The sequence below is a fragment of the Mycobacterium sp. NGS22 genome, assembly GCF_059813095.1.
Map to the genome: position 1 here is coordinate 1 of NZ_JCALDY010000039.1, position 19,134 is coordinate 19,134.

At 67.5% G+C, this 19,134-nt stretch carries 18 protein-coding genes and 1 pseudogene; 3 read left to right on the plus strand and 16 right to left on the minus strand.

Annotated elements, in window-relative coordinates; all coding sequences use genetic code 11:
- Positions 1 to 126: 126 nt before the first annotated feature.
- Both AC5Y47_RS23520 and AC5Y47_RS23525 read left to right on the plus strand, forming a co-directional pair.
- Positions 127 to 273: pseudogene (locus AC5Y47_RS23520) on the plus strand (FAD-dependent oxidoreductase); the annotation flags it as partial.
- A gap of 329 nt (positions 274 to 602) precedes the next feature.
- The gene (locus AC5Y47_RS23525) at positions 603 to 857 is read left to right on the plus strand and encodes an FAD-dependent oxidoreductase (protein ID WP_499946683.1); all 255 of its coding nucleotides are present in this window, start codon (positions 603 to 605) and stop codon (positions 855 to 857) included.
- Between the two features lies 1 nt (position 858).
- Here AC5Y47_RS23525 and AC5Y47_RS23530 read toward each other — a convergent pair whose 3' ends face one another.
- Genes AC5Y47_RS23530 through AC5Y47_RS23540 form a run of 3 tightly spaced genes read right to left on the minus strand, consistent with a single transcriptional unit; the run spans position 859 to position 2,836 of the window.
- The gene (locus AC5Y47_RS23530) at positions 859 to 1,734 is read right to left on the minus strand and encodes an amidohydrolase family protein (RefSeq protein WP_499946653.1); all 876 of its coding nucleotides are present in this window, start codon (positions 1,732 to 1,734) and stop codon (positions 859 to 861) included.
- A gap of 4 nt (positions 1,735 to 1,738) precedes the next feature.
- Complete coding sequence (locus tag AC5Y47_RS23535) at positions 1,739 to 2,128, minus strand: nuclear transport factor 2 family protein (RefSeq protein ID WP_499946654.1); 390 nt, start codon at positions 2,126 to 2,128, stop codon at positions 1,739 to 1,741.
- 9 nt (positions 2,129 to 2,137) lie between these two features.
- Positions 2,138 to 2,836: a potassium channel family protein gene (locus AC5Y47_RS23540; RefSeq protein WP_499946684.1), complete on the minus strand. Its 699-nt coding sequence runs from the start codon at positions 2,834 to 2,836 to the stop codon at positions 2,138 to 2,140.
- A 164-nt stretch (positions 2,837 to 3,000) separates the two neighbouring features.
- Between AC5Y47_RS23540 and AC5Y47_RS23545 the strand changes: the two genes are divergently transcribed.
- Positions 3,001 to 4,497, plus strand: coding sequence for a potassium/proton antiporter (locus tag AC5Y47_RS23545; RefSeq protein WP_499946655.1), 1,497 nt, complete (start codon positions 3,001 to 3,003; stop codon positions 4,495 to 4,497).
- Between the two features lie 107 nt (positions 4,498 to 4,604).
- On the opposite strand, the gene AC5Y47_RS23550 is transcribed toward AC5Y47_RS23545, so the two are convergent.
- The 13 genes from AC5Y47_RS23550 to AC5Y47_RS23610 form a co-directional block, all read right to left on the minus strand.
- Positions 4,605 to 5,303 (minus strand): acetoacetate decarboxylase family protein, encoded by a 699-nt coding sequence (locus tag AC5Y47_RS23550; protein WP_499946656.1) that lies wholly within the window; start codon positions 5,301 to 5,303, stop codon positions 4,605 to 4,607.
- Positions 5,300 to 6,154 (minus strand): SDR family oxidoreductase, encoded by an 855-nt coding sequence (locus AC5Y47_RS23555; RefSeq protein ID WP_499946657.1) that lies wholly within the window; start codon positions 6,152 to 6,154, stop codon positions 5,300 to 5,302. Before AC5Y47_RS23555 ends, AC5Y47_RS23550 begins: the two co-directional genes overlap by 4 nt.
- A 37-nt stretch (positions 6,155 to 6,191) precedes the next feature.
- A complete protein-coding gene (hpnE, locus tag AC5Y47_RS23560; protein ID WP_499946658.1) occupies positions 6,192 to 7,547 on the minus strand; it encodes a hydroxysqualene dehydroxylase HpnE in 1,356 nt (451 codons plus the stop codon).
- A 6-nt stretch (positions 7,548 to 7,553) separates the two neighbouring features.
- The gene (gene cysW, locus AC5Y47_RS23565) at positions 7,554 to 8,372 is read right to left on the minus strand and encodes a sulfate ABC transporter permease subunit CysW (protein ID WP_499946659.1); all 819 of its coding nucleotides are present in this window, start codon (positions 8,370 to 8,372) and stop codon (positions 7,554 to 7,556) included.
- Positions 8,369 to 9,250 carry a sulfate ABC transporter permease subunit CysT gene (gene cysT / locus AC5Y47_RS23570; protein WP_499946660.1) on the minus strand — a complete coding sequence of 294 codons (882 nt, stop codon included), beginning with the start codon at positions 9,248 to 9,250 and terminating at the stop codon, positions 8,369 to 8,371. The genes cysW and cysT overlap by 4 nt, the downstream gene beginning before the upstream one ends.
- Complete coding sequence (locus AC5Y47_RS23575) at positions 9,247 to 10,284, minus strand: extracellular solute-binding protein (RefSeq protein WP_499946661.1); 1,038 nt, start codon at positions 10,282 to 10,284, stop codon at positions 9,247 to 9,249. Before AC5Y47_RS23575 ends, cysT begins: the two co-directional genes overlap by 4 nt.
- A gap of 558 nt (positions 10,285 to 10,842) precedes the next feature.
- Complete coding sequence (locus tag AC5Y47_RS23580; RefSeq protein WP_499946662.1) at positions 10,843 to 11,169, minus strand: STAS domain-containing protein; 327 nt, start codon at positions 11,167 to 11,169, stop codon at positions 10,843 to 10,845.
- On the minus strand, positions 11,169 to 15,266 hold the full coding sequence (locus tag AC5Y47_RS23585) for a SpoIIE family protein phosphatase (RefSeq protein ID WP_499946663.1): 4,098 nt from the start codon (positions 15,264 to 15,266) through the stop codon (positions 11,169 to 11,171). Before AC5Y47_RS23585 ends, AC5Y47_RS23580 begins: the two co-directional genes overlap by 1 nt.
- Before the next feature lie 89 nt (positions 15,267 to 15,355).
- The gene (locus AC5Y47_RS23590) at positions 15,356 to 16,810 is read right to left on the minus strand and encodes an MFS transporter (protein ID WP_499946664.1); all 1,455 of its coding nucleotides are present in this window, start codon (positions 16,808 to 16,810) and stop codon (positions 15,356 to 15,358) included.
- Between the two features lie 65 nt (positions 16,811 to 16,875).
- A complete protein-coding gene (locus AC5Y47_RS23595; protein WP_499946665.1) occupies positions 16,876 to 17,289 on the minus strand; it encodes a hypothetical protein in 414 nt (137 codons plus the stop codon).
- 9 nt (positions 17,290 to 17,298) lie between these two features.
- Positions 17,299 to 17,688: a nuclear transport factor 2 family protein gene (locus AC5Y47_RS23600; protein WP_499946666.1), complete on the minus strand. Its 390-nt coding sequence runs from the start codon at positions 17,686 to 17,688 to the stop codon at positions 17,299 to 17,301.
- A 30-nt stretch (positions 17,689 to 17,718) separates the two neighbouring features.
- A complete protein-coding gene (locus AC5Y47_RS23605; protein ID WP_499946667.1) occupies positions 17,719 to 18,357 on the minus strand; it encodes a DUF1345 domain-containing protein in 639 nt (212 codons plus the stop codon).
- A gap of 2 nt (positions 18,358 to 18,359) precedes the next feature.
- On the minus strand, positions 18,360 to 19,115 hold the full coding sequence (locus AC5Y47_RS23610) for an SCO6745 family protein (RefSeq protein ID WP_499946668.1): 756 nt from the start codon (positions 19,113 to 19,115) through the stop codon (positions 18,360 to 18,362).
- Positions 19,116 to 19,134: the final 19 nt, after the last annotated feature.

Here is a 19,134-nt window from a genome sequence, read left to right on the forward strand (position 1 = left end):
AGTCGGGGGTTTCTGGCGGCAACGGCGCTGGCAGCCGGGGTGTCGGCGGGCTGCGCACCGGGTCCGTCGTCGCGGCAGACCCACGCGCCCCAGGACCGCCAAAAGGTGCTGGTCGTCGGGGCCGGGATGGCCGGACTGGCCGCGGCGCGCAGCCTGCAGGACGCGGGCTGGCCGGTGCGGGTGATCGAGGCCCGCCACCGGATCGGCGGACGGGTCGACACCAACCGCGACTGGGGTGTGCCGCTGGAGACCGGCGCCTCCTGGATCCACGGGACGACGAACAATCCGCTGCTCGAACTGGCCCGCCAGGTCCACGCCGAGGTCGTCCCGACCGACTACGACCGCCCGGTGAAGTTGGCGATCGATCCCCGTCTGCAGCCGATGGCCTACGACGCCAAGACGTGGCGTTCCCTGGTGGCCGACGCCCGCGACGACGTCGACGGTGGCAGCCTCGGCGCGGCCGTCGACGCCGCGGCCGGCGGACTCTCCCGCCCGCAGCGCGCCGCGCTGACCTACTACCTGACCACCGAAATCGCCGACGAGTACGCCGCCGATCCCGACCAGCCGCACCCGCCGACCTGCTGGCCGGGGCGTCGACCGTGGTGCGCGCACTGTTCGGTACCGACGTCACCGAGGTGCGCTCTTCGGCCTGGACCCGCGATCCCTACGCGCTGGGGTCCTACTCCTACCACGCCCCCGGCTCCGGGCTCGACGACCGGCGCCGACTGCAGGAACCCGTCAGCGACCGGCTCTACCTGGCAAGTGAAGCCGTCGGCGTGGACAATCCCGGCACCGTGCACGGAGCGCTGCAGAGCGGACGGCACGCGGCCGCCGAATTGATGCGCCGGCTGGGCTGACTCAAGCGAAAAGCTCAGATGCGTTTTGATACAGCACGTTTCGGCACCAACGGTCACCCAGTCCCAGCCGGACGACCGAGTCGACGGCGTGGTGGTAGGGGTAAGGGATGTTCGGGTAGTCGCTGCCGAACAGCACCTTGTCGCCCAGCTCTTCCAGCAGCGGCAGGTCCCCGCGCGGGAAAGGATGCAGCTGCTCGGTGAAGTCGGTGAACACCATCGTCGTATCGAGATAGACACCGCGATATTGCCGGGCCAGGTTCAAAAATTCGCGGTATTCGGGCATGCCCATGTGGGCGACGATCAACTTCAGCGACGGGTGGCGGGCCAGCACCTCGGCCACCGGCCGCGGTCCGGTGAAAGTGCCTGGCGCCGGGCCGGATCCGGCATGGATGACGGTGGGCACACCGGCTTGCTCCAACGCCGCCCAGACCGGTTCCAGCATCGGGTCCGTCGGCGAATAATCACCGACCTGCACGTGCGCCTTGAACAGCCGGGCCCCGTCGGCGATGGCGCGGGTCACGTACGCCGCAGCCGCCGGTTCCGGATAGAACGTTGCCGTGTGCAGGCAATCGTTTGTCTCAGAAGCGAATTCGGCCGACCAGGCATTGAGCCACTCGGCCATGTCCGGCTTGTGCGGATACACCAGCGACGTGAAGGTGGACACGCCGAACTCCCGCAGCATCGCCACCCGCGCCTGTTCGTCGAGCCGGTAGGCGACCGGCCACGGCCGGCCGACCAGCGGACCGGCCCGGTCGAAATAGGCCCACACCTTGTCGAGTACCCGCTTCGGCATGAAATGGGTGTGCACGTCGAAGATCGAGGCCAGGCCGATCTCGTCGAGCAACCGGCGAATCGCGATGGGCTCTGCGTCCGTCAAATGCTCAGTACCCTTCCAGTGCCGCGACGTCGCGCCAGCTGGGCCAGGTGGTCTCCCAGACCCGGTGCAGGCGACCGTCGCGGTAGGCGGCGATGAGCACGACCTCGATCCGGGTGGGCGCTTCCCCGGGGCGCGACGTCGTGATCCACACCCGACCGGCCACCTTGGTCCCCTCCGCTTCGTGGGCCTCCACCCAGGCCTGCTCGTCGTACTCGACGGCGTAACTGATGTCGGTCCGATACAGCGTGCGGTGGCTGTCCCGGAACTCGGTGAAGTCCTGCGTCAGGCCGTCCGAGAACATCACGAATTCGGGGTGGTAGTACCGCTCGATCAGCTCACCGTTCTTGGCGACCACCATCCGCTCGAACATTTCGCGGAGTAGCGCAACCGACATCCGATCAGCTCACCACGCGTCGTGGCGCATCGGCATCCGGGGTGAGGGCTTGATTCTGTTGACCGCGGCCCACAACGCACGTTCGCGGGCGTTGTCGGCGATGAACAGCAGTTCGTCGCCGGCCTCGAGCACATCGTCCGGCCCGGGCGCGATGACCTTGTCACCGCGGACCATGGTGACCAGCGCGGTGTTGTGCGGCAGATCCAAATCGTCAACGCGCTCGCCCACGGTCGGGTTGTCGGCGGGCAGCGTCAACTTGGTCAGGGCGGTCCGGCCCTCGCGCAATCCCATCAACCGCACCAGGTGGCCGACGTCGATGGCGCCCTCGATACCGGCGACCATGGCGCCCGGCGTCGAGACCGCGACGTCGATCCCCCACGCCTGGCCGAACAGCCATTCGTTGCGGACGTCGTTGATCCGAGCCACCACCCTGGGCACCCCGAACTCAGACTTGGCCAGCAGACCCACCACCAGGTTGGCCTTGTCATCGCCGGTCGCGGCGATCACCACGTCGCAGGTCTGGACCCCGGCCTCTTCCAGAGACGACATCTCGCACGCGTCGGCGTACAGCCAGTCCGCGCCGGGAACCTTGTGCGGCTCGAAATTGCGGCGTTGCCGTTCGATCAGCAACACCTTGTGTCCGCCCTCGAGCAACTCATGTGCGACCGAGCGCCCGACATTGCCGGCCCCGGCAATCCCGATCCGCAACTTACGTGTCGTCACACAATCATCTTTGCGTATGCCGAGAGCTCGGGCACTTCCCACTGTGGGGCGAGCGACGAACCGGCCCGGACTGATTTACTGACAGGCGCCGCATCGGCACCCTCGTCGTACCAACCGCGGTAAGCGGCGGTCGTGATGAACGGGAAAGAATGAGCCTGGAACAGCTGTACCTGACTTTGTCGCTTGGTGGCCTGGTGCTGCTGGCCAGCATCGTCGGTACCCGGGTGGCGACCGTGGTGGGGTTTCCCAGCCTGCTGCTGTACCTGCTGGTCGGCGTCGCGATCGGCGAGGACGGCCTCGGACTGCAGTTCGACAACGTCGTGCTGGCGCGCAACGTGGGCACCGCGGCGCTGGCGGTGATCCTGGTGGAAGGCGGTCTGACCACCAAGTTCGGTGACATCCGCAAGGTGCTGGCACCCGCGGCCACGTTGGCCACCCTCGGTGTGGTGATCAGCACGCTGGTGACCGCGGTAGGTGCTCACCTGCTGCTGGACATCGGCTGGCAGCTTGCGTTGCTGCTGGGCGCCATCGTGTCGTCCACCGACGCCGCGGCGGTGTTCTCGGTGCTGCGGGTGCTGCCGCTGCCGCGGCGACTTGCCGGCCTGCTCGAGGCCGAGTCGGGGTTCAACGACGCGCCGGGTGTGATCCTCGTCCTGATGTTCAGCGTGGTGCCTTTTGTGTTCCACCCCGAGGGCGCGGCCACCCACCTGATCTACGAACTGCTGGGCGGATCGGCGATCGGGCTGATCGTCGGTTATCTGGGTGCGCTCGGGTTGCGTCGCATCGCGTTGCCTGCCTCGGGGCTGTACCCGATCGCCACCTTCGGGCTGGGACTGGTCGCCTTCGCCGCCGCCGGCGACGCCCACGCCAGCGGGTTCATCGCCGCGTATCTGGCCGCGGTGGTGTTGGCGAACTCCGGACTACCGCACCGTTCGGCGACCCGTTCCTTCGCCGAAGGGGTCGGCTGGCTGGCCCAGATCGGGCTGTTCGTGCTGCTCGGGCTGCTGGTGGACCCAAGCGAACTGCCCAGGGACGTGGTGCCGGCGATCGTCGTCGGCTCGGTGCTGCTGCTGGTGGCGCGGCCGATGTCGGTGGTGGGTTCGCTGGTCTGGTTCCGGATTCCCTGGCGGGATCAGGTCTTCCTGTCCTGGGCCGGGCTGCGCGGCGCCGTCCCGATCGTGTTGGCGACGTTCCCGATCGTGGCCGGCGTGGCGGGCAGTCAGCGGCTGCTCAACGTCGTGTTCATCCTGGTCGTGGTGTTCACCTTGATCCAGGGCCCGAGTCTGCGTCCGATTGCCCGCATCTTGGGCCTGATATCCCGCGAGGCGACGCGCGAGATCCAGGTCGAGGCCGCACCGCTGGACATGCTCGACGCCGAACTGCTGACGATGACGGTGCAACGGCCGTCGCGCCTGCACAACGTCACCATCCTGGAACTACGCCTGCCCGACCCGGCGGTGATCACGCTGATCATTCGCAACGGCCACACCTTCGTGCCGGAACCCGACACCCGCATCGCGGCCGGCGACGAACTGCTGATCGTGACCACCAGCAAGACCCGGGCGGCGGCCGAGGCGCGGCTGCGCGCGGTCAGCCGGCGCGGCAAACTCGCGCACTGGTTCGACGAGTACGGCGAGGTCGATTAGCCCGGTGGCGCTTAGCCCGTGGCGCTTAGCCGGTGGCGCGAGCAGACGCAGAGTCGCACGCCTGGCGACGAATCAGTGCGATTCTCTGTCTGCTCGCGGCGGAGGGGCTAGCTGGAAAACCGGGGCTGGCTCAGCGTGAAGGTGGCCTTGTCGATGTAGATGCCCACGTGCAACCCGGGACGCAGCCAGGTCGGCAGCGGTCCCGACGAGGAGACGCCGACGGTCACCAGGGCGGGCCGAACCCGGCCTGCGAAGACCAGCTCCGAATCCCCCACGCGCCCGTCGGCGAACTGCTGGCGCGCGGTGGTCTTGAGTTTCAGCGGTATCCCCGGCCCCTTGACCCGCGGCTTCGCACTGACCGACCAGGTCGGGTCGTCGCTGCTCTGGCCGGTGATGAGGTGGCCGTCGGCCAGTTCGCCGGTGAAGCGCGCCAGCGTCTTGGGCATCGCCCAGTTGGTGCGGCCGCCGACCAGGCTGCTCTGGGAATCCACCGACATGAATGCCACATTTCCCCACGGCCGCAGGCCGGTGCGGGAGGCGACCATGCCGAGCACCTCGTCGTAGGCGCCGACCGGGGTGTCGGTGTAGCGGACGAACGCGCCCACCGTGGCCAGCGCGGGACTACCGGCCAACCCAGGCGGCAGGGCCGCGCGCGCGGCGCGACCGCCGCGACCCACCCACAGCAACGCCGAGCAGTGACATTCCCACGGCGCGGGCGCCTCGTTGCCGGGCAGGGTTGCCACCAGCGCCTCGCTCAGCGCGGTCTCGGGCACACCGCGCAGTCCGGTCAATTCGATACGGCTCATGCCTGCTCCTGATTCCCTCGGCCTTCGACCTTGGCTTGATAGGCGGCGCGCTTCTCGCGATCCAGTTGGGAGGTGACCTTGTTGCCGCCGGACAGCCGGAACGCCGTGTCGACGACGGCGGTGGGCAGCGAGGCGGTTCCGCGCGAGACCAGACCGACCAGCTTGGGGACGAACACCGTTCGCGACGTGCCCTTGCCGAGTTCGGCGACGACGGCGGTCGCGACGTCCTCGGGATCGACGACGAGGAACCGTTCCAGCGGGCCGGGCGCGGACATTCCCGCGATCAGCTCGGTGCGCACGAAACCGGGACAGATCGCCGAGATCCTGACCCCGCTGCCGCGCCACTCCTGTCGCAGCGCCTCGCTGAATCCGACCACCGCATACTTGGCGGCGCAGTAGGTGGCCGCATTCGGCGACGCCAGCGTGCCCATCACCGACGCGATGTTGACGATGTGTCCCGAACCGCGCTGGGCGAAACGGGCACCCGCCAGCCGGGTTCCGGTCATGACACCCAGGACGTCGATCTCGATGGTGCGCCGGGTGACGCCCGCGCTTTCCTCCAGGAACGGTCCGATCGGCATGATGCCCGCGTTGTTGACCAACACGTCGAGCCCGCCCAGGTCCTGGCTCGCCTGATCCAGAAACGTTTCGAAGCTCGCCTCGTCCATCACGTCGAGGGGGTAACCCGTTGCCGCCGCGCCCAATTCGGTCGCCGTCTGCTTGACGACTGCTTCCTGCACGTCGCCGAGCGCCACCTTGGCGCCGGCAGCGACCAACGCCTCACCGATCGCGCGGCCGATGCCTTGCGCTCCACCGGTGATGGCGACCCGTCGTCCCCGCAGTTGTGCCATCAGGCCAGAATGTCACACCGCCGCGGCCCGGTTGCGCTCAACTCCCAGACGTCAGCGCCTGGTGAATGAGATCGACTGCGCGGGAAGCGCTCTGGGCCGCGCCTTCCATCGTGGTCGGCCAGTCGTTGTGAGTCCAGTCACCCGCCAGCGCGAGGTTGGGCAGGGCCGTGCGGTTGCCCGGCCGGATCGTGGACATGCCGACGCGCGAGGAGAAGGTGGCCTTGGGCCAGGGCACCACGGTGACGTCGAGCACCTTGGCGTCGCGGGCGGCGGGATAACTGGCGCGCAGCGCTTCGACGAGCCGGTCGGCGACCTCCCGATTCTTCAGCGGCATCAGATCGTAGGCCGCGCAGGTGGTCAACGCGTACAGATGGTTGCCGTCTGCACGCGGTCCGTGCATGCGGTCGCGGTCGAAGACCCAACCGATGTCGCTGTCCAGCAACGACTCCCACGGCGCGACGGTCCGCAACGGACGGTCGAGCAACACGTAGGCGTTCATGATCGGGATCGGCTCGAGCTGTTTGGCCGCCAGCCGGGCGTCCTCGGAGCCCGGCACGTCGTCCAGCAGCGCGCGCAGGTTCCACGACGGGACCGCCAGGACTACCGCATCGGCGTCGACTGTGTTGCCGTCGGCCAGTCGGACACCGCAGGCGCGGCCGTCGCTCACCACGACCGACGCCGCCCGGGTACGCAACCGCACATCCACCCGGCGTTCGGTCATGACCCGCCGTGCGCCCTCGAGGTACAGCGTGTCCAGGTCGACGGTCGGGTAGCCGATGCGCGCCGCCCCGCGCCCACTGCGGCGCACCCGGTCGGCGCCGGTGCGCAGCAAGGCCGCGAACGCGTGCGCCGACGCGAGCCGGGGCAGTTCGTTGAGCAGGCCGATCACCATGGAATTGAGGACGATTCGGCGTACCGCGGTCGGGAAGCCGAGGCGGTCGAGCCACTCGTCGACAGTGATGTCGTCCAGGGTGTCGTCGAACCGGACGACGTCGCGCACCAACCGGGCCCAGGCCGGGGCGGTGCGCAGCAGGGTGGGGATCCCCAGACCCCGGACCCGGCCGAGGAACATCTGGCGCGCATTGCGCGGCCGCAGACCGAACGTCTCGACGTGCCCGCCGGGATACCGCACCCCGAACTCGTCGGGGAATTCCAGGAGGTGCCGGGTACCGACGGAATCCAGGTAGCGGAAGACGCAGTCATACGAGCCCGCCAGCACGTGCTGGCCGTTCTCGATCGCATCCCCGCGGCCCGATGTCAGTCCGATGGTGCGACCGCCCAGCGAGCCGTTGCTCTCCAACAGGGTGACCGCGTAACCGAGTTCGGCCAGCCACACCGTGGTCGCCAATCCCGCGAGACCGCCGCCGACCACCACCACGTGTTGCCTGCCCATAGCGGCTCAGGCTAACTGGTTGGCCCGTTTCCGACGCAGCAGCATGATCCCCTTGACGATCAGGAAGATGATCGCCACCGACAGCATCAGCGACGACAACGCGTAGGCGCCGTACACATGCCCGCGGTTGTAACGGTCGTTGACCAGCAGCGTGAGGGTCTGCGTGCTGCCCGGCAGATTGGACGACACCATCACCACGCCGCCGAATTCGCCGAGCACCCGGGCGGTGGTCAGCACCACCCCGTAGGTCAGACCCCACCGGATGGAGGGCAGGGTGATCCGCCAAAATGTCTGCCACCAAGTCGAACCCAGGGTCGCGGCCGCCTGCTCCTGTTCGGTGCCCAACTCGCTGAGCACCAACTGGACCTCGCGCACGATGAACGGCAGCGTCACGAAGATCGTCGCCAGCACGATGCCGGGAACGCTGAATACGACTTTGATCCCGAAGTCTCGTTCGATGAAGCCGAGCGCCCCGGCCGATCCCCAGGCCGAGATGATGGCCACGCCCACGATGATCGGCGAGACCGCGAACGGAAGGTCGATGACCGACTGCACCACACTCTTATCGCGGAAACGGTCGCGCGCCAACAGGATTGCCGTCGGCACCCCGAAAATCACGTTCAGCGGCACCACGATTGCCAACACCAGCAGCGTCAACTGTAGAGCCGAGATCGCCGCCGGGGTGGTGATCCAGGCATAGAACTGGTGGAAGCCGGGCCGGAAGGTGCGGTACAGGATCAGCGACACCGGCACAACGAGCATCACCACGATGTAGCCCGACGCGACGTAGCGGATCAGGTGACGAACCCAGTTCGACGTCTTCACGCGGAGTCCTGATGACGCTTGGACACCCGTCCGCTGATCCACCGCAGACCCATCAACGCTATGAACGAAATCGTCAGCAACACAATCGAAATCGCGGCGGCGGAGGTGCGGTCGTCATTCTCGATCAGCGAGCGTATCCACTGCGACGACACCTCGGTCTTGCCTGGGACGGCGCCGCCGATGGTCACCACCGAACCGAACTCGCCGATGCACCGCGCGAATGCCAGTCCCCCGCCGGACAACACGGCAGGTAGCAGCGACGGCAACACGATCGTCGTGAAAACCCTTCGGCCACTGGCCCCCAACGACGCCGCGGCCTCTTCGACCTCCCGGTCGACTTCGCGCAGCACCGGTTGCACGGCACGCACCACGAACGGGAACGTCACGAACGCCAGCGCCATCGCCACGCCGGGCGGGGTGTGTTGCAGGTGCAGGCCCACCGGGCTGCTGGGACCGTACAACGCCAGCATCACCAGGCTGGTGACGATGGTCGGCAGTGCGAACGGCAGGTCAATGATGGCGTCCAGGAAGCCTTTCCACGCGAAGTCGTCACGCACCAGCATCCAGGCGATCAGCACACCGAACACCACGTCGACGACGGTCACGACTACCGAGATGATCAGCGTCACCTTGAACGACTCCAGCGCGGCATGCGCGGTGACCGCCAGCCAGAACCGTTCCCAGCCGCCGCCGGCGGCCTGCCAGGCGATCGCCGCCAGCGGCAGCAGCACGATGAGCGACAGCCACAGCGTCACCACACCGACGCGAAGTGCCGTACCGCCGGGCGGTTTCGGGATGGCGACCGTCGGTGCCGGTGCGTCGTCCTCGGGCCGGTTGAGTTGGAGCGAGACGGGGTCGGGACTGACTGCGGCGGTCATCCGGTGGCCTGCAGATAGAGCTTGGTGATCTGGCCGGTGTGCCGGTCGAACAGTTGCGGATCGACACTGACCCAGCCGCCCAGGTCGGCGACGGTCCACATCTTCACCGGCACCGGGAACTGGTCGCGGAAGTCGGCGGCGACCGCGGGATCGACCGGCCGGAATCCGGCCTGGGCCCACAACCGTTGCGCCACTGCGGTGTACTGGAAATTCTTGAACATGGTCGCGGCCTGCACGCGGGGGCTGCTGGTCACCACGGCCACCGGGTTCTCGATCTTGAACGTCTGCGCGGGGTTGATGTGCTCGACCGGATGTCCCTGCCGTTCCGCCGCGATGGCCTCGTTCTCGTAGCTGATCAGCACGTCGCCGCTGCCCTCGATGAACACGTCGGTGGCGATCCGTGCCGATCCGGGCCGGAGCCTGACATGTTCACGCACCAGCTTCCCGATGAAGTCGACGCCCGCTTGGGCGTTGCGGCCCCCGCCGCTCTTGACGGCATAGGGCGCAAGCAGATTCCACTTCGCCGAGCCGGAACTCATCGGGCTCGGGGTGATGACCTCCACGCCCGGACGCAGCAGGTCGTCCCAGTCTCTGATGTGCTTCGGGTTGCCCCTGCGCACCACCAAGGTCACCACCGAGCCGAACGGTATGCCTTTGCCGGCTTCGGTGTCCCAGTCCGGGGCCACTTTGCCGGCCTTCACCAACCGCGTGATGTCCGGTTGCACCGAGAAATTCACGATGTCGGCGGGCTTGCCCGCGACGACACCCCGGGACTGGTCGCCGGAGGCGCCGTAGGAAGTGATGACCTGCACTCCCCGGCCTTCCTCGGAGGCGTTGAACGCCGGTATCACCGCACTCCAACCGGGTTCGGGCACCGAGTAGGCCACCAGGGTGATGCTGGTGTTCGCCTCGACGATCGAGCCACCGTCCACGGCGTCGCTGGCACCGCCACCACAGGCCACGACGACGCCGGCGACGAACGTGAGGCCGACGACCTGCCGCCAGCGGGAAACGCTGCCGGTGCCGGGAAACATTGGTGCCCTTCCAGTTCGGGATTCGTGTCGGGAAGGTGCGGCGAATCATCTGGACCGACACCACACCTCGCGCGGGGATGGGTCAGCGACAACACAGCACGGTGAGATGGCGCTCGATACCGTCGGCTGCCGCGTGCATGGGCGAAAAATAACAAAGCTGGTGCGTGTGGGCATGTCGCGAGTGCGCCCGTCCCGCAACCCGTAACGGCGCGGCAACGCGGTGCGGCAGCAGGGCAGGTCACCTCGTCGTCGCGGACCGGGCAGGTCGAGGTCAGCGGGTAGCACCCGGCGCGACACCCGCGGCTGGGCACAAGGGCTTCCGAAACACCGGGGCCCGGCGGCAAAAGCACTGGTGGCGGCCGCAACTTGGGCCGCGGCGGCACGCTGCGGAACATGACGTCCTCGGAACCGGGCGGAACGAATTCAGCTTCGTGACACCCGAACTCGGGCACACCCTCCAGGGCGCGCTTCCGCGGGGGTAACCGTAAAAGTCACACTGAGCGAAATCGGGTCGTCAACTCGGCGGTCCGGCACCGGAATTCGCCCGGTCTGGGACCGCTAGTGATGCCCGTCCCGGGACGCCGGCTCGACCGTCGCGATCTTGCTGAAACCGCTGACGGTGAGGACCCGGACAAGTAGCGGATGGACGATGACCCGCAAGTCGTCGACCTCGTCGGCGTGATCGAACAAGGCGTTGATACCCGCACTGTCGACGTACTTGACCGCACTGAGATCGATGGTGATCGGCCCGCGGGTTCCGCCGTTGGCGGCCACGAGTGCGCGCTTGAACACCACGATGTTGCTGAGATCGATCTCTCCGGTGGCTGTCACCCGCGGAGTCCCGTCGGTGCAGCGATCGGTGTTGAGGCGCAGGGGTGTAGCCATTACGTGATCCTCGAGTACAGGTGAACTGTCGTGCCCGCTTCGCTGGACTGAATCTTGAAGTCCTCCATCAGGACTCGCATCAGGGAGATGCCGCGACCGCGACTCATCCCGGCTACCGTCGTCGGCGTCTTCCAGACACCGCTGTCGGTGACGGTCACCCGCAGCCGGTCCACGACTGCGGTCGCATGCAGCGAGACGGTGCCCTCCGGCCGGTCGCGGTGACCGTGCTCGATCGCGTTGGCGACGGCTTCGCCGGTGGCGATCAGCACGTCCTGGATCTGATGGGGTTCGACACCCGCCTGGGTCAGCCAACTGCGCAGCGCGGCCCGGCTGCCGGCGAGATGTCCGGCGTCGGCGCTGAATTCCATTGCCAGCGGGGCGGGTTGACGATACAGCAGCATCGCGACATCGTCGGGGTAGCCGCCCGCCGGCTCGAGGCTGGACATCAGATGGTCGGCCACCTCGTCGAGTTCCTGCGAGCGGCCGTCCTGAACGAGATCGGCGGCCCGGGACATCCCATCGTCGAGCGACGTGCCGCGGCGTTCCACCAACCCGTCGGTGTAGAGCAACAGCGTCGCACGCGGCGGCATCGTGACCCGGGTTTCGGGCCGCAGCCACTTCGGCCGCAGCGCCAGCGGAAGTCCGTGCTCGCCGTCCAACAGCACTTTGGTGCCGTCGGCGTGCACCATGATCGGCGGCGGGTGACCTGCGTTGGCGTACACCAGCTCACCGGTGTCGAGCGTGAGCACCGCGCAGAACGCGGTGGTGCAGCGGGCGCCGGGCAGCTGCGCGGCGAAGCGGTCCAAGCCCGCCAAAGCCGCACTGGGACTTGATTGTTCGAGCAACAACGCGCGACACGCGCTGCGCAACTGACCCATCACGGTGGCGGCCGCCAACCCGTGCCCGACACAGTCACCGACGATCAGGGCGACGCGCCCGTCACCGAGGTCGACGACGTCGTACCAGTCGCCGCCGACTTGAAGCGGACGGCTGGCCGGGTGGTACCGGACGGCGATGCCGCCGGGCAGGTGCGACGGACCCAGCATCGCGTGCTGCAGCGCCACTGCGGTTTCGCGTTGTTCGTCCAACTGGTACACGCGCTGCAGACCTTGCCCGAGCCGGCCCGCCAACACGGTCAGCAGAGTGTGATCTGCGGGGGTGAAGGCCCGCTTCTCATCCAGCTGAACCCAGATGACCAGTACACCTCGCGGTTGCTGCAGCGCGATAGCCGCGGTGCCCGCTTCCTCGGTGACGGTGGTGAGCAGGTCTGCGGTGCGCAGCGACTCGATCTGTCGCCGCCGCTGTGCGGGCAGGTCGGCCCACTTGGTCGGCTCGCCGGCGCAGACCAGGTCCGGCGCCCGTCCCCGAGGTGCGTCGCTGGCGAACGTCACCGCCAGGACTCGCCGGGCACGCCACACCCGGCGCAGTTCCTCGGCGGCGCCGCGCAATGCCTCGTCCAACGTATCGGCTTGCGCCAGTTGCTGATTGAGCGCGGCCAGCGCGGTCTGACGCTGCACGATGTAATGCTCGGCCGTCACGTCGCGCAGGGTGCCCACGGTGACCCGCCGCCCGGAGTCGGGATCGGCGGCGTGGTTGAAGCTGACCGCGACCCAGAGCCGATGCCCGTCGCGGTGAACCACCGGAATGGTGAAGGCGCCGTGCGACTGACTCAGCAGCGCGGCGAACGCGGCCTGGGCCTGCCGGTGGGATTCGGGGTCGGTCTCGGCATCCGGCCACCACGGGTAGGTCGGTTCGTAGGGCAGGTTTTCTTGGCCGTAGCCCAGGATTTCAGCGAACGCCGCGTTGATCTCGATGATGACACCGCGCTCGTCGCAGACGAAGAACGCTTCCTGCAGCGAGTCGACCAACGCGGTGCGCCAGCGGGCGTGGTGGCTGCGCAGGCGTGCCAGCTCGACGTTGGCACGCACCCGGGCCAGCAGGTCGGCCGCGACGAACGGTTTGAACAGGTAATCGTCCGCGCCGGCCGTCAACCCCTCGACGGAGGCTTCCTGACCCGCACGCGCGGACAGCAGCAGTACCGGCAACGCCGCGGTGCGCGGATCGCGGCGCAGGGCGGCCAGCAGCTGCAAGCCGTCCAACCCTGGCATCATCACGTCGCTGATCACCAGGTCCGGAAGGCGGGCGCGAATGGCTTCCAGGGCCCGCTGCCCGTCGCTGACGGCACTGACTTCGTAGCCCGCGGCCCCCAGCACGTTCGCGAGATATTCGCGCATGTCGGCGTTGTCGTCGGCCACCAACACGTGTGCCCGGACGGTTTCCACCGGCGCAGAAGTCGTTTCCGTGGCCGGGCCGGGCAGCCAGCGCAACGCTTCCTGCACGAACGGCGCCGCGATCGCGCCACCCGTCGGGGTTGCGTCCGCCGGCGCGGCCAGCTCGTCGGTGGGCAGATGGCTCGCACCGAACGGGAGCCGCACGCTGAACGTGGTGCCGGCGCCTTGCTCGCTGTCGGCGGTGATGGTGCCACCGTGCAAGCCGACCAGTTCTTTGACCAGGGCAAGCCCGATACCGCTGCCCTCGGTGGACCGTGCGCGAGCCGTCTCGATCCGGTGGAAGCGTTCGAAGAGCCTGGGCATCTCCGCGGCGGACACCCCAACCCCGGTGTCGGTGACCGTCACCACCGCCTGACCCTCCGAGGCGGTCACCCGGACGGTGATCGAACCGTCGAAGGTGAACTTCAGCGCGTTGGAGAGCAGGTTGAGTACCACCTTCTCCCACATTTCGCGGTCCACGTACACCGGTTCGTCGAGCGGCGGGCAGTCCACGATGAACGTCAGGCCGGCCTGGTCGATCGCCGAGCGGAACACGCTGGCCAGTTCGGCGGTGGCGGCGGCGAGGTCGACCGGTTCGAAGCGGGCCCGCATCCGGCCGGCCTCGATCCGCGAGAAGTCCAGCAGCGTGTTGACCAGTTTGGCCAGCCGCAGACCGTTGCGGTGCACCAACTCCAGTTCTTGGCGCGCGTACTCGTCGACCCCGGCCGGCCGGCTGCTCAGCTCCTCGACCGGTCCGAGGATCAGCGTGAGCGGAGTGCGGAACTCGTGGCTGATGTTGGAAAAGAACGTGGTCTTGGCGCGGTCGAGTTCGGCGAGCGCCTCGGCGCGCTGTTGCTGGACCTGGTAGCTGCGGGCGCTGGCCACACCTGCGGCGATATACCCGGCGACCAGTTCGACGAAGCCGCGGTAACCGTCGTCGAGTTCGCGGTGCCGGTTCAGCGCGGCCACCAGGAAACCAACGGGTGCGCCGCCCTGTTGCAGCAGCGGCACCACCAGGGCATGGGTGGGCGGCCCGCGCCAGGCGCCGGTCGGCAGGTTCAGCGCGGCGCCGTCGAGCTCGACCAGCTCAGATTCGCCCCGCGTCACGTTTTCCACCGGCCACAACGAAGGGCCCGAACGAGGCACGGTCTGGGGTGCCGCCGGGTGCCCATCGGTGATCCCGCTGAGGCTGGCCAGGTGCGCGTCACCGTTGGCGCCGAACAGGTAGGTCAGGGTGAACGGGAGGTCGTACGGATTGCGGCCGAGTTGCTCGGCGGCGAAGTCGAGCATCTGCCGCTCGGTGCGAACGACGCTGGGATCAGAGCCCAGGTCGCGCATCGTCGCCATGCGACGTTGCGCGATGACCCGCCCGGTGTCCTCGCTGACCACGCACAGCATGCCGACCACGCTGGCCGCGTCGTCGCGCAGCGGACTGTAGGAGAAGGTGTGATACGTCTCCTCGGGATAGCCCGACCGCTCCAGGATCAGCATCAACGCCTCGTCCCAGGTCGACTCGCCGTTCGACAGCACGCGGTCGACCCGGGGGCTGATGTCCGGCCAGATCTCGGCCCACACCTCGCTGGCGGGCCGGCCCAGCGCCCAGGGGTACTTGCGCCCCAGGGTGTCGCGCCGATATGCAGCGTTGCAGAAGAACGTGAGCTCCGGACCCCAGGCCATCCACATCGAAAACTGCGATGAGAGAAGGATATTGATCGCGGTTCGCAGGCTCTGCGGCCATTCGTCGATCGGGCCCAGCGGGGTGGACGACCAGTCGACGGCAGCTAGATCTCGTCCGATCTCCTGGTCTGCACGGAAGACCACTGACATCCCTCTCGAGCTCTGGCCGACCCCAAGCTGACATTATCGGTAGCAAACGTGCACTGGCTGCTCAATGCAGTCGAAAACATACATACACCTCACTCCTTGGCCGCAGCCAGTGGGGTGGCGATGTCTTCCAGTGACTTCCCTTCGGCGTCGACGGCCAGGAACCAGGCGACCAACCCCCCGGCGATCATCACCCCCGCGCCCAGCAGATAGCCCACGAACAACGGCATCGGCTTGGAGCCGTCGCCGATCAGCGCGCCGTAGATAACCGGTCCGAGGGCACCGAAGCACTGCGCGATGGCGAAGAACACCGCGATTGCCTTTGCCCGGACCTCGAGCGGGAAGATCTCGCTGACGGTCAGGTAGCCCGCACTCGCCCCGGGTGAGGCGACGAAGAAGATGACGCACCAGGCGATGGTCTGGGTGAGACTGTTCAGCACCCCGGCTTGGAAGAGGACGGCGCTGACCGCCAGCAGCAGGCCGGACAGCACGTAGGTGCCGGTGATCATCTTGCGGCGGCCGATGGTGTCGAAGAAGTGCCCGAGAGTCAACGGTCCCAACAGGTTTCCGACGGCGAACGCGATGAGGTAGAGCGGGGTCGACGCCGCCGGGACGTCGTAGAACTTGCCCAGTACCAACGTGAAGGTGAAGAAGATGGCGTTGTAGAGGAACGACTGACTGATCATCAGCGTGGCGCTCAGCACGGCGCGGCTGGGGTAGACGCGGAACAACACCCGCGTCAGGGTCAGGTAGCCGATCTTCTGGGCGGGCAACAACTCGATCGCCTTCGTTTCATCGACCGGGGGCAGTTTGGCGCCGGTGGCTTGGATGGCGTGCTCGATGAAGGTGATGGTGCGTTCGGCCTCTTCGGCCCGGCCGTTCATCACCTGCCATCGCGGGCTCTCCGGCAGATGCCGCCGGACATACACGATGACCGCGGCCAACACCGGGCCGATCAGGAATGCGAGCCGCCAGCCCAGGCTGAGGTTGATGGCCTTGAGGAAGACGAAGGTGCCCAGCGTGCCCAGGATCGCGCCGGCCCAGTAGGTGCCGTTGACCGCGATGTCGACACGGCCGCGGAAGCGGGCCGGGATCAGTTCGTCTATTGCGGAGTTGATGGCGGCGTACTCCCCGCCGATGCCCATTCCGGCGATGAATCGGGTGACGTACAGGAAGAGCAACCAGCCGAAGTTGTTGCCCAGGGTGAACGCTGTCAACGCGCTGCCGAACAGATAGACACCCAGCGTGACGGTGAACAGATTGCGTCGGCCCAGCTTGTCGGACAGATGCCCGAACAACAACGCACCGAACACCTCCCCGCCCAGATACACGGTGGCCAGCAGGCCGACAGCCGCCGACGACAGATGCAGCGTCTCGGGCTCGGTGAGCGTTTCGGCCACCGCGCTGGCGACCGTGATCGTCAGTCCGTCCAGGACCCACGCCACGCCGAGCGCCACCACCAGCCGGGTATGGAACGGCGACCACGGCAACCGGTCGATGCGGGCGGGGATGAGACTGCGGATCGGACCCGTCACGTCAGCGGACACGCGCGGCTCCTCGGGACTCGGCACACGTTCGCGTTCCCGTCACCGGAGGGGCGAAAACATCTGGCTCAGTGGTCGCCCTGTTCGGGGCTGAGCGCTTTCAGCAACTCAACGATCTGCTGCTGTCCGGCAGCGGCCCCGTCCAACTTGCCGCGCATCTCGGCGAAGCCGCGGTCCATCTCGGCGAACCGCCCGTCGACGTGGGTGCGCAGGTCGACGAAATCCTCGCGGAGCGCGTTGAAGCTCGCCGCGGTGGCTTGGCGGAAGTCGCGGAACTCGCGCCGAACCTCGCCCTGGAATTCGCTGAGCTCGCCGCGAACGCCACGCAATTCTTCGCGGAACTCACTGACGTCCCGATCGGCCGCTCCGGCGAGCACCCTAGCCGCCGCCGCGTCCTGCTCACTGGCCCTGACCCGGGAAGCCAGGCCGCGGACCTCGTGTTCGAGAGCGGTGACGCGTGATTCGAGATCCTCAGAAGGCATGAATCGAGCCTAACGACTATCTGCCGGAGGACAACTCACGTAGACCCGTTCGCCGGTGATCAGGTCCGCCTCGTCGAAACCGAAAACAGCCCACAGCCGGACCTCGAACGGTTCGCCCGTCGCGACTGGTGTGCCGCGCAACCAGAACTCGATCAGGACGTGATCGTCGTCGAGAGGGACGAGGTCGATGAGTTCGTTGCGTTGATCGGGCACCATCGAGCGGCCCTCGATCCAGTAGCGCATCACCTCGTCGGCACCGTCGAACACCGTCCCACCGGGCAACTCGTAGCGGGGGTGACTGAACGTCGCCATCGTCCGGTCCCACTCCTGGGAGTTCTCGCTCTGCATGTGCTCGATGACGACGGCCCTGCGGCGCTCTTGCCGGTCGGCTTCGGCCATCGGCATTCCTTTCACGAGTTGCCATTCCTTTCACGAGTTGCTCAGTGCGACAACGAGATTGATGGTAACCGCCAGGATGACCGCGCCGAAGACATAGGAAAGCAACGCCTGGCACAGCGCGATACGACGCAGCTGCGTTGTCTCCAAGCTCGTGTCGGACACCTGATAGGTCATGCCGATGGTGAACCCGATGTAGAAGAAGTCCAGGAACCGCGGGCTTTCGTTGCCGTTGAAATTGATGCCGCGACCGTCGTTCGAGTAGTAGATGTCGGCATAGCGCATGCTGAATACGGTGTGCACCACGCACCACGCGGCGGCGATGCTGACCACGCCGACCGCGGCGGCGATGTCCTTCTCCACGCCGGCTTTGGAGCCCGCGACCAGCAGAAGTCCCACGCCGCCCAGGCTCGCGACACTGGCCGCCAAGATGATGGCGTCGGTGAACCACCCGCGCGGCGGATCCTCAGGCTCCACCCGGTCCCGCGTCGCGTCGGCGTCCATCGGCAAGACGACAATCCACGTCCAGACCAGGAAGATGGACGCCGCGGTGATCCACCCGACGCTGGGCGCATACCGCCAGCCAGCCAACACATGCACCAGCACCGCAGCCGCGGCTCCGGCCAGAGCCGCCACCAGCAGCCGAATCACCCCGACGCGCAAACCGAACACCCTCAACGGGCGTCGGGCTGCAGTGCCGTCAGAGCCGCGGCGCTGAACCTCGCCAGTTCTTCGGCCTCGTCCCGATCGAGGGCCGCCGCGAAGATCTCGGCCATCCGCCGATTGGTCGCGCGCTCGACGTCGGCGTAGCGGTCCCTCTTGTCCGCGCCGTCGGCGAACGGCTCCGGCCAACCGAACATCGTGGTGTATTGGTGACCCTTGTTGAGCATGTGGGCTTCGACCGGACTGATGCCCGAGTCGCTGAGAGCGTCGAAATGCACGCCCGCGCGAAGTTCGCGCAGGACGAACATCACCTGCAGCGCGCGGGCGGGCGCGTCGTCGGCCAGCGGCATGGTGCGCCAGCCGTCATACAGTGGCAGGCCGGCGGCCGGCGTCGCGGCGATGATCTTCTCCCCCAGTTCGGCCACGCGGTCCATCCCCTCGACGCCGGTCAAGTGCCGTCGCGCGAAATCGGCGACCTGGTCCCAGTAGCGTTCGGCCGCACCGGAAGCGCCGCGCACCGCGACACCTTCGTCCCACAACGCCGAAAGCGAGGCGGGCTCGAACACCGCGAACGCCGAAGCGACCGTCTGGCCATCGGTCTCACCCAGCACGCCGCCGCGACCGGCGACATATCCGGCCAGCGGGTTCTCGTAGCCGGCCGCGATGCTTTCGGCGAATGTCTCCGGATGCAGCATGAAGAGCGCGACCGCCTTCTCGATGGGAGCTCCAGCGGCGCGGGCCGCCTCCGACATGTCGTCTGGGCTCATGCGGATCCTCCTCTGTGGG